This is a genomic window from Kribbella speibonae (assembly GCF_004331375.1).
Taxonomy (GTDB): Bacteria; Actinomycetota; Actinomycetes; order Propionibacteriales; family Kribbellaceae; genus Kribbella; species Kribbella sindirgiensis.
Map to the genome: position 1 here is coordinate 1331312 of NZ_SJKC01000001.1, position 11010 is coordinate 1342321.

Genomic DNA, 11010 nt, shown 5'->3' on the forward strand with positions numbered 1-11010 from the left:
ACCTTTCTCGGTCGGCCGTTTCCGGACCGTTTCCGAGTGCGGAAACACCGCGGAAACACAGATGTCGGGGATCATGGGGTGCGTGCGGGTACTGGTGGTCGAGGACGAGCCGTTGCTGGCGGCAGCGATCGCGGAATGGCTGCGCGACGAAGCGCACGCCGTCGACGTGACCGGTGACGGCGGCGCGGCACTGGAACGGTTGTCGGTGAACGCGTACGACGTACTCGTGCTGGACCGCGACATTCCGGTCGTCCACGGCGACGAGGTGTGCCGGCAGCTGGTGGCCTCCGGGTCCGCCACGCGGGTGCTGATGCTGACCGCCGCGGCCGCCGTGACCGACCGCGTCGAAGGGCTCGGGCTCGGTGCGGACGACTACCTGACCAAGCCGTTCGCCTTCGCCGAGCTGGCCGCGCGGGTCCTCGCGCTGGGGCGCCGCAGTCGTCCGGCCGATCCGCCCGTACTGCGACGCGCCGGGGTCACGCTCGATCCGGCGCGGCACGAGGTGTTCCGCGACGGCCGGTACGTGCCGTTGTCGAAGAAGGAATTCGCCGTACTCGTGGAGCTGCTGCGAGCTGACGGCGCGACCGTGTCGGCCGAACAACTGCTGGAGAAGGCATGGGACGAGCACGTGGACCCGTTCACCGGAGCGGTCCGGCTGACGATCCTGAAGCTGCGCCGGAAACTGGGCGAGCCGGGACTGGTCGAGACCGTCACCGGCGTCGGCTACCGCATCCCTTGAGGAAACTGTCGCTCCGCGGCCGCCTGACCTTGCTGTACGGCGGACTGTTCATGGCCGCCGGCGTGGTTCTGCTCGGGGTCACGTACGCCCTGTTCAACGCGAACCTCGGCCAGCAGTACCGGGTGATCGTGAAGGGCACGTACCTGAGCCCGAGCGCTGGTGCCACCAGGCCGCCGCCACCGACCAACGACGTCTACGTGATGAACAAGGACGGCGCCGTACTGACCGGCTCGGATGCGGAACGGGTGCTGGAGCAGCAGCGGGAACAGGTCCGCCAGGCGGCGATCAAGTCGTTGCTGACCGAGGGGAGTATCGCGCTGCTCGCGGTCGGCGCGTTGGCCGCCGGGTTCGGATGGCTGGTGGCCGGGCGCGTCCTCGCACCGCTGCACCGGGTGACCGACACGGCGCGCCGGATCGCCGCGTCACCGTCCGCGCTGCACGAACGGATCGCGTTGAAGGGCCCCGACGACGAGGTGAAGAACCTGGCGGACGCCTTCGACACGATGGTCGAGCGCCTGGACCATTCCTTCGACGGCCAACGCCGCTTCGTCGCCAACGCCTCTCATGAGCTCCGTACGCCGCTGACGCTCGGCCGCGCGCTCGTCGAAGTCGCGATGCACCGACGGACGGCGTCCCCGGACGTCAAGGAACTGGGCGACAGCCTGCTGACGATCAACGCCCGCCACGAACAACTCATCGACGGGCTGCTGATCCTCGCCGACTCCGAGAGACACCTGTCGACCGTCTACCCGGTGAACCTCGCCGACATCGTCAACCACGTAGCCGCCCAACTCGCCACGGAAGCCGCCGCGGCCGGCGTCGAGCTGATCCGCGGGCCGGGCGAGGCGCCCACCCGCGGCGACGCGTTGTTGCTGGAACGTCTGGTCCACAACCTGGTCGAGAACGGCATCCGCCACAACCTGCCGTCAGGTGAGCGATGGGTGCAGGTGCGCAGCAGAACGGCCGGCGATCACGTGGAGATCGTGGTCACCAACACCGGCCCGGAAATCCCGCCGTACGAAGTCGAATCCCTGTTCAAGCCCTTCTACCGCCTGGGCGCGGAACGCCTGGTCAGCACGAAAGGCGCCGGCCTGGGCCTATCCATCGTTCGCTCCGTCACCGAAGCCCACTCCGGCACGGTGACCGCCCTCCCGCGCGAAGGCGGTGGCCTCGAGGTAACCGTCACCCTTCCCCTGGACCCGACCGACGCCGCTTGACACACATGTTGCCGGTCCGGGAGATTGGCGGGACGGCGTCGACCGATCGCCGAGCTGTGGAACATCCGACCCAGCCGGGGTTCCAATGGCGAAGGGGATTGTGCCCTCTCGGTCGTCGATGTCTGCAGGCCGTCTGACAACACCGCGTCGCTGGGGACGAGGGTGTCGCAGGAGGCTTGTCGTGATGGATGTTCGCGGTGCCGCGGAGCACAACCTGCGGGACGTCGACGTCACGTTCGGACCCGGCCTGACCGCGGTCGTCGGTCCGTCCGGCTCGGGGAAGTCGTCGCTCGCGTTCGACGTGGTCTACGCCGAGGCGCGGCGCAGGTTCGTCGAGTCGCTGGGGCTGGGGCGTCCGGAGACCCGGGTGCCGGCCGCGCAGGTCCGGAGCATCACCGGCCTGGGTCCGGCGGTGGCGATCGCTCAGAACGTGCTGAACGTCAACCCCGCATCGACCGTCGCGACGTCGGTCGGTCTGCATCCCTTCTTCCGCATTCTGTACGCGCGCTTCGCGGACGTCACCTGCCCGAGGTGCCAGGTCCCGGTCCGCGCGGTGTCCCGCGAAGAGCGACTCGCGATCGCACTGGACCTGCTCGCCGCGGAGGGCAACCTGCCAGTGGAAGTGGCGGTCGTCCGCGCCCTCACCGGAAGTCACGCGCGACTATTGGCCGGCCTGCGCGGCAAGTTCGCCGTGATCATGATCGACGGGCGGCCGTGGGCCGGGAAGGACAGCGTTGACCCGGCCGTCCCGCACGATGTCGTCGTACGCGTCGACACACTGCGGGCGGAGATGTCCGCGGCGGAGGTTCGCGGCATTCTGGAGCGCGCCGACGCGTTGGGCTCACCCGAGGTTCGTCTCGGCGGTACGCCGGTACTCCGGGCGCCGATCTGCCCGAGCTGCTCGGACTGGGTCCGGCCGCTGGAACCGTCGGCGTTCCGCGACGCCGCGGTCGACACGTCGTCGCATCGCATTGCCGGCGTCGCCCTCAATGAGTTGCTCGCCCGCTCGGTGCGCGAGGTTCTGGAGTTCGTCGACCAGTTGGCGATCGGCCCGCGCGCGGCGCGTGTTCAGGACGAGCTGCTGCGGCGCCTGCGACCGCTGGTCACGCTCGGGCTCGGTCATCTGAGCCTCGACCGGCCGATGCCGACGCTGTCGCGGGGTGAGGCACAACGGACTCGGCTCGCGGTCGTCCTCGGCGGCCGGCTCGAGGATCTGTTGCACGTCCTCGACGAACCGACCATCGGGCTGCATCACACCGATCTCAAACCGTTGCTCGAGGCAATGGCATCGTTGCCGGGACCAGTGCTGATGGTGGAGCACGACCGTACGGCTATCGCGCTGGCCGACGAGGTCGTCGAGATCGGCCCGGCCGGCGGCCGCGGCGGTGGTGAACTCGTCTTCCAAGGGACGCCGGCCGAGCTGTGGCGCGCGGACACCGCCTCAGGTCGCGGCTTCTCGGCGTCGACCCGGACCCGGCGGGCGCCCCGCGCGATCGGTGACCGGCGGATCGGCATCACCGGAGCCCGCCTGCGCAACCTGCGCGACGTCGACTGCGAGATCCCGCTCGAGACGCTGACCGTCATCACCGGCCCGTCGGGAGCAGGCAAGACCACGCTCGCTCGGGACGTCCTGCTGGCGTCGATTCGAGCCGGCGCGCCGGTGGGCTGCGCGGCCGTCGACGGGCCGGCGCTCCGCGCGATCGCCGTCGACCAGAAGCCGCTGGGCAACAACCCCCGCTCGAACCCGGCGACGTACACGAAGGTGCTGGATCGGATCCGTGACGTGTTCGCACAGCACACCGGACGGTCCGCGTCGGAGTTCACCTTCAACCGTGGTGAAGGCGCGTGCCCGGAGTGCGAGGGTATGGGCGCGGTCGCCATCAGTCTCAGGGAGCTGGCGCCGATCTGGGTACCGTGCGAGGTCTGCGAAGGCCGCCGGTACCGGCCCGAAGTCCTCGATGCGACGTGGGACGGCCGGTCGATCGCCGACGTGCTGGAACTGAGTGTCGACGAGGCCGGTGCGGTGTTCGCCGAGCACCCTGCGGTGACGCGGATCCTCCAGACCCTGCAGGAGGTCGGACTCGGCTACGTCACGTTGGGGCAGCCGTCGCCCAGTCTCTCCGGTGGTGAAGCGCAACGAGTTCGCCTCGCCCGGGAGGTGACGAAGGCGAAGGCCGGCAATCTCGTGATGCTGGACGAGCCGACCACCGGCCTTCACCCCGGCGACCTGGACAGACTCCTCACGGTGCTCGACAAGCTGACGGCCGACGGCTGCACGGTGGTCGTTGTCGAACACCAGGCGGACGTGATCGCCGCCGCCGACTGGCACATCGAGCTCGGCCCAGGCGGCGGCCCCGATGGCGGACGACTGCAGCACTGCGGCCCAGCCGTTGCCCAGCAGCGGCCGAGGGTGACGCCCCGCGCCAAGCCGCGGGCCGACCGGCGCTCGAGTGAGGTCATCCGGGTGCGGGGCGCCCGGGCGCACAACCTGCAGGGGATCGACGTCGAGTTCGCCAAGGGCCGCTTCACGGTCGTCACCGGCGTCTCGGGTTCGGGCAAGTCGTCGTTGGTCGGCGACGTGCTCGCGGCGGAGGCCGACCGGCGGTTGCTCGAGTGCCTGTCGGTCTACGAGCGACAGTCGGTGCGCGAAGGGCCGGAAGCCCCGGTCGACTCGCTGACCGGGCTGGGGCCGACGATCAGTATCGACGCCTCCGGCACGAGCTTTCCTCCGGGTGGGCCCGGGCGCTGGGACGCCGCCCGTACGACGGTCGGCCGGTCCAGCGACCTCGACCGCCTCGTCTCCGTCGTCCTGGCCCGCGCCGGCGACGTCGCGACGCGCACGGTGCCGATCGAGCCGCGGCATCTGATGGGTTCGCCCGCGTCGGTCTGCCCGCAGTGCCTCGGGGTCGGCGTTGAGCGGGAGTTCGATTTCGCCGCGCTCGTACGGCCGGACGCGCCCCTCGCCCGGTGCTTCGGCGGAAGCCTGGCGTGGTTCCGGCCTGAGATTGTCGGCAGCAACGACGTGATCCGGGCCTTCGCGGAGCGGTACCAGTTCGACCCGACCACGACGCCGTGGTCGGAGCTGAGCGACGAGGTCCAGCACGGGATCCTGTACGGCGATTCGTCCTGGGTGGGGCTGAACCACTGGGCCCGGCTCGACCTGGGAGGCCTGGAGACCACGGCGTTTCCGTGCCGCGAGTGCGGCGGCAAGCAACTGCGCGCTCCGTACCTGGCGATCCGGATCGCGGGTCGCGACCGCAGCGACCTGTTCTCGGCATCGTTCGCCGAGCTCGACGACATCCTGACGTCGATGGCCGAGCCGGATGACGAACACGCCGCATTCGCCCGTACCGTCGCGTCGTACCGGCTCGGATTCCTGCGCCGTGTCGGGCTCGGCTATCTCACGATGAACCGGACGACCTGGACGCTGTCCGCGGGTGAGGCCCAGCGGATCAAGCTGGCGTCGGTCCTCGGCAGCGGCCTCGTCGGCATGACCGTCCTGCTCGACGAACCGTCCCGGGGCCTGCATCCGTCCGAAGCGGAAGCGCTCGCCGGCACCCTGAGCGACCTGCGCGACGCCGGCAACACCGTCATCGCCGTCGAACACGACGCCACCCTGATTCGTGCCGCCGACGAGGTCATCGAGATCGGCCCGGGTCCCGGACGGGCGGGCGGGCGGCTCGTCGACCTCGACAGCGCCGAGTCGGTCACCCGGGCAGTGCGCTCGGGGGGTGTTGGGATCCCGCGGCACGACCGCCGCGTGCCCACCGAGTGGATGCAGGTCACGGGAGCGCGGGAGAACAACCTGCGCGGTCTCGACGTACGTGTCCCGCTCGGCGTGCGAGTCGGCGTGTGCGGCGTGTCCGGTTCGGGGAAGTCCTCGCTCGTCGTCGACACGATCGCGCTCGGGCTGGCGCGACCGGTGACCAATCACTCCGGCGGCGACATCATCCGCGTCGCACCTGGGGCCCACCAGGCTGTTTCGGGTGCTCCCGCTCGTACGGTCGTCGCCGACCAGGGCCGCGCGGGGATCGCGTCGCCCGGCAGCTTCCTCGGGCTGATCACCGCGGTCCGCAAGGCGTTCGCTGCCGGTGAAGTGGCCCGCGAGCAGGGCATCACGATGAAGGACCTCACCTACGGCTGTGACGCCTGCGGCGGGAAAGGGACGTGGCAGCAGGGCATGTCGTTCCTGCCATCGGTGACCCAGACCTGCGATGCCTGCGGAGGTTCCGGCTACCGTCGCGAGGTCGCCGCCCTTCGTGAGCGGGACCGGACGCTCGCCGATATCGAAGCCCTGACCATCGGTGAGCTCGTCGACGAGTGGGGCGATATCGCCGCCGTACGTCGTGCCGGCGACGCCGCGCTCGCGCTGGGCCTCGGATACCTCGTCGTCCGCCAACCTGGTTGGAGCCTTTCCGGCGGTGAAGCGCAGAGACTCAAGCTGGCGAAGGAACTCGCTCGTCCGACCAAGGCAGGCAGCCTGTACGTACTCGATGAACCCACCGTCGGCCTGCAGGCCACGGACGTTGTCGTGCTCCTGCGTGCGCTCGACGCGATCGTCGACGCGGGCAACACCGTCCTGGTGGTCGAGCACGACCCGATGGTGCTCGCCACCTGCGACTGGATCATCGAACTCGGCCCGGGCGGCGGACCGCACGGCGGGAGGATCGTCTTCGAGGGTCTACCCGAGGAGCTGTCCGGTACGGCGACCGCACCGTTTGTACTGGCGGCGTTGAAGTGAACACGCTCCTGCTCGGAGACCCGTCGCCGTCGCTGCGGTGGCGCGCGGCCGTGGAGCTCGAGGGCGCCTCGGCCGGTGATGACGACGTGAAGGCGTGGCAGGGTGAGATCGCGGCGAGTCCCGCGGTCCGATCGCTCCTTGGGCGGCTGGCGGCGGCTGAGCGGCCGCAGGACGCCGGGTACCTGCTCTGTCAGCTCGCGTACCTCGGCTACCGCGGCCCCGAGCTCGCCACCGCCGTCGACGCGATCTTCTCCCATCAGCAGGCGGACGGATCGTGGCCGCTGCGGCACGACGACTCCGACGGTCCGCGGTTCATCACCATGCAGACCGTCGTACCTCTGCGGGGTGTGGCCGCGGCTGGGTTCGCCACTGATCCTCGGGCTGAACGCGCGTACGAATGGCTCCTGCGGGAACGACTTCACGACGGCTCCTGGCCTTCCGGACCGAAGGCTGACCTAGGTAGTCCGGGAAAGCCTGCGCCGCCGGAGAAGGAGTACCGGCGGTTGACCCGCGGCGACGGGTGCCGTTCCGCGACGACCGGCGCGGTGGCCTGCCTCGCGCTGCATCCCCAGCGCAGCCGATCCGACGCGGCCCGGGTCGGCGTTGACCACCTTCTCGCCCGTGAGACCCGCGACGAGTCGACCCTCGGCTGGGAAGTCTCCCGGCTGGTCGGTCTCGAACGCGCGATGGGACAGGTCACCTTCTACGTCACCGTCGATCCGGTGTTCCTGCTCGACCTCGCCTCCCGCTGCGGTGCGTCCGCCGACGCTCTCGCCACCTGGCTTGAGTCCCGACGTGGCCCGTACGGCCTCTGGCAACACCCGACGCACCCGCAACTGTCCCGCTGGCTGACCTTCGACCTTGAATCCAGCCTCCGGCGCCTGAATGGCGTGTCGCTGGCTGTCGATGTGGACTGAGGCCGTTCGTATAGAGGGCGAGAAGGAGGCAAACGATGAACCAATACGTGCTCAGCATCTACCAGCCCGACGGTCCGGCGCCCGAGCCGGAGATCCTGGATCCGATGATGCGTGAACTCGAGGCTCTGACCGCCGAGATGAAGACGGACGGCGTCTGGGTGTTCGACGCCGGCATGCACCCGCCGGAGACCGCCACCGTGCTGAAGGCGCAGGGCGACGACGTCCTGGTGACCGACGGGCCGTTCACCGAAGGCAAGGAGCATCTCGGCGGATTCACCGTCATCCGGGTCGAGGATCTCGACGCCGCGCTGCACTGGGGCCGCCGGCTCACCAAGATCCTCGGCCTGCCCGTCGAGGTGCGGCCCTCGCAGTCGTGACCTCTGACCTCGCCGCGATCTTCCGGGCCGAGCACGGGCGGGCGGTCGCTGTGCTGACCCGCGTGTTCGGTGACCTGGAGATCGCCGAGGACGCCGTCCAGGACGCGTTCGCCGCGGCGGTGCAGAAATGGCCGGAAAGCGGTGTACCTCCGAGCCCGGCCGGATGGATCATCACGACCGCACGGAACCGTGCGATCGATCGCCTGCGCCGGGAGAGCGCGCGGGCGGACAAGCATGCCCAGGCGGCGCTGCTGCACGTCGAGGCCGAGCCGGTGGAGGAGGGTGCCGTGCACGACGACCGTTTGCGGCTGATCTTCACCTGCTGCCACCCGGCGCTCGCGCTGAACGTCCGGGTCGCCCTCACGCTCCGCATGCTCGGCGGCCTCAGCACGGCCGAGATCGCCCGCGCGTTCCTGGTACCCGAGCCGACGATGGCGCAACGGCTGGTCCGCGCCAAGGCCAAGATCCGCACCGCGGGCATCCCGTACCGCGTCCCGTACGAAGCGGATCTGCCCGAGCGCGTTCGCGCCGTACTCGCCGTCGTCTACCTGATCTTCAACGAGGGGTACGCCGCCTCGTCCGGCGAGACCCTGGTGCGCGACGACCTCGCCGCCGAGTCTCTGCGGCTGGGGCGGCTCCTGGTCGAGTTGATGCCGGATGAGCCTGAAGCCGTCGGTCTGCTCGCGTTGATGCTCCTCCAGCACTCCCGGCGCCCGGCCCGGGTCGCGCCGGACGGCACGCTCGTCCGCCTCAGCGACCAGAACCGTGACCTGTGGGACCGAGCGCTGATGGACGAAGGCCACGCCCTCGTCCGCCGGTGCCTGCGCCGCAACCAGCCCGGCCCGTACCAGCTCCAGGCCGCCATCAACGCCGTCCACGCCGACGCCGCAACCCCCGACGCGACCGACTGGCGCCAGATCCTCCAGCTCTACAACCACCTCCTCGCCCTGGACCCCACCCCAGTCGTAGCCCTCAACCGAGCCGTCGCCGTCGCCGAAGTCGAGGGCCCCGCCGCGGCACTCGCCCTCGTCGACGAGCTGCCACTCGACACCTACTACCTCTTCCACGCCATCCGCGCCGACCTCTTGACCCAACTCAACCGCCCATCCGAGGCCCAGGAGTCCTACCGCACCGCCCTATCCCTCACCTCAAACGAGACCGAACAGGACTTCCTCCGAACGCGTCTGTAGGGTCCGGGGGGTGTTTGAGTTGATCTGTGAGGTGGAGCCGCCGACGCGGCCGGATCTGAAGAAGGTGCGGCATCAGATCGGGGTGATGAGTCCGATCGCGGACGGGTTCCTGATCCCGGACAACCACATCGGGCGGGCGACCGTGTCGAGTGTTGCGGTGGCCAACGAAGTGCAGTTGATGGGGGCGCGCGGAATCGCCTGCCTGAACTCGCGGGACCGGAATCTGCTCGGTTTCCGGCGCGACCTGCTGACCGCGGCGGCGTACGGCGTAGAACGTTTTCTGTTCGTGCACGGGGACGACCCGGCGGAGGGCGCCCGCACCAGCCAGCTGACGGTACGGCGGATGATCGAGCAGACCCGCGAGACGACGTACCCGGGCTGTGAGCCGTTCAAGGTCGGCGCGGCGACCCGGCTGACGAAGGTTCCGCGCTGGAAGGCTGAGGCCGACTTCCTGTACGTCCAGGTCAGCTACGACCTCGACGAACTGCTCCGCTGGCGCGAGTCGGTGGAGCTGGACATCCCGGTGTACGCCGGGGTGATGGTGCTCGCCTCCGCCCAGATGGCCCGCAATCTCGCCAAGCTGCCCCAGCTCCAGATCCCGGCCGATCTGATCGGGGCGGTGGAGCGCGATCGGGACGCCGGCGTCGACCACGCCTGCGAGCAGATCCTGAAGATCCGTGACTCCGGGGCCTTCGAGGGCGTTCACCTGATACCGGTCAGCCGGTACCGCCAGGTCGCGGCCCGCCTCGAACGCGACTTGCTCCAACGCGACTCGTGAGGCGGCAGATCGGCTAATGTCCTGCTAAGGAGACGGGAGGTGGAGCGTGGGACTGCCTGGTAAGGGCCTGGTCGAGGGGTTGAAGGTCACCGCGAGGACCCTGGCCCGTCGTTCCGTCACCGAGCAGTATCCGGACGTCCAGCCGGAGCTGCCGCCGCGCAGCCGCGGCGTGATCGCGCTGATGGAGGAGAACTGCACCTCCTGCATGCTGTGCGCCCGCGAGTGCCCGAGCTGGTGCATCTACATCGACTCGCACACCGAGACCGCGCCGTCGGTCGGTGAGCAGGCCCGGGAGCGCAGCCGGAACGTGCTGGACCGGTTCGCGATCGACTTCAGCCTCTGCATGTACTGCGGGATCTGCATCGAGGCCTGCCCGTTCGACGCGCTGTTCTGGTCGCCGGAGTTCGAGTACGCCGAGACCGACATCCGGAACCTGACCCACGAGAAGGACCGGCTCCGCGACTGGATGTGGACGGTCCCGGCCCCGCAGCCGATCGACCCCGGCCCGTCGTCCGAGGACCAAGAGTGACCACTGCTCTGTTCTCCGTCGCCGGCGCGGTGGCGGTGCTGGCCGCGGTCGTCGTGGTGGTCTCCCGGCGGATCGTGCATGCCGCGCTCTGGCTGGTGCTCGCGCTCGGCGCGGTCGCCGGCTGCTTCGGGGCGTTGCAGGCCGAGTTCGTCGCGCTGGTCCAGATCCTGGTGTACGTCGGCGCGATCGTCGTACTCGTGCTGTTCGCGCTGATGCTCACCAAGGCGCCGACGAATCCGCTGCCCGGGCTCACCACCGGGCGCAGCCCGTTCGCGGCCGTCGTCGCCGCGGTGCTGGCGCTGATCCTCGGCACCGGCGTGGTGCTTGCTTTTGGCAACGAGAAGATCAAGCCGGTGACCGACGGATCCGCGACGGCGATCGGTACCCAGGTCTTCAAGAACTGGGTGCTCCCGTTCGAAGTGCTCTCGGTTCTGCTGCTGGCGGCGCTGATCGGCGCGATCGCGCTGTCCCAGCGCAAGGACTCCGCCCAGCACGAGGCCCAGCACGAGAAGGAGGACTGAC

At 69.7% G+C, this 11010-nt stretch carries 8 protein-coding genes and 1 pseudogene; all 9 read left to right on the forward strand.

Features of this window, described 5'->3' with window-relative positions:
* Nucleotides 1-82: 82 nt before the first annotated feature.
* The 9 genes and pseudogenes from E0H92_RS06640 to E0H92_RS06680 all read left to right on the forward strand — a co-directional run bounded on the left by E0H92_RS06640 (nt 83) and on the right by E0H92_RS06680 (nt 11009).
* Nucleotides 83-739: a response regulator transcription factor gene (locus tag E0H92_RS06640; protein ID WP_131465446.1), complete on the forward strand. Its 657-nt coding sequence runs from the start codon at nt 83-85 to the stop codon at nt 737-739.
* Nucleotides 736-1956 carry a sensor histidine kinase gene (locus E0H92_RS06645; RefSeq protein ID WP_238153095.1) on the forward strand — a complete coding sequence of 407 codons (1221 nt, stop codon included), beginning with the start codon at nt 736-738 and terminating at the stop codon, nt 1954-1956. The genes E0H92_RS06640 and E0H92_RS06645 overlap by 4 nt, the downstream gene beginning before the upstream one ends.
* A 184-nt stretch (nt 1957-2140) precedes the next feature.
* Entirely contained in the window at nt 2141-6697 is a 4557-nt protein-coding gene (locus E0H92_RS06650; protein WP_165549710.1) for an ATP-binding cassette domain-containing protein, read from the forward strand.
* Entirely contained in the window at nt 6694-7614 is a 921-nt protein-coding gene (locus E0H92_RS06655; RefSeq protein ID WP_131495692.1) for a prenyltransferase/squalene oxidase repeat-containing protein, read from the forward strand. The genes E0H92_RS06650 and E0H92_RS06655 overlap by 4 nt, the downstream gene beginning before the upstream one ends.
* A 35-nt stretch (nt 7615-7649) precedes the next feature.
* Nucleotides 7650-7991, forward strand: coding sequence for a YciI family protein (locus tag E0H92_RS06660; protein WP_131465452.1), 342 nt, complete (start codon nt 7650-7652; stop codon nt 7989-7991).
* The gene (locus E0H92_RS06665) at nt 7988-9181 is read left to right on the forward strand and encodes an RNA polymerase sigma factor (protein WP_238173330.1); all 1194 of its coding nucleotides are present in this window, start codon (nt 7988-7990) and stop codon (nt 9179-9181) included. Before E0H92_RS06660 ends, E0H92_RS06665 begins: the two co-directional genes overlap by 4 nt.
* 10 nt (nt 9182-9191) lie before the next feature.
* Entirely contained in the window at nt 9192-9959 is a 768-nt protein-coding gene (locus E0H92_RS06670) for a methylenetetrahydrofolate reductase (RefSeq protein WP_131495694.1), read from the forward strand.
* Nucleotides 9960-10140: 181 nt separating this feature from the next.
* Nucleotides 10141-10356, forward strand: a pseudogene (locus tag E0H92_RS44935) (4Fe-4S binding protein); the annotation flags it as partial.
* 128 nt (nt 10357-10484) lie between these two features.
* The gene (locus E0H92_RS06680) at nt 10485-11009 is read left to right on the forward strand and encodes an NADH-quinone oxidoreductase subunit J family protein (protein ID WP_131495695.1); all 525 of its coding nucleotides are present in this window, start codon (nt 10485-10487) and stop codon (nt 11007-11009) included.
* Nucleotide 11010: the final 1 nt, after the last annotated feature.

Coding starts and splice junctions, on each gene's coding strand:
- E0H92_RS06650 (WP_165549710.1), top strand. CDS start 2,141: ATGGATGTTCGCGGTGCCGCGGAGCACAACCTGCGGGACGTCGACGTC.
- E0H92_RS06660 (WP_131465452.1), top strand. CDS start 7,650: ATGAACCAATACGTGCTCAGCATCTACCAGCCCGACGGTCCGGCGCCC.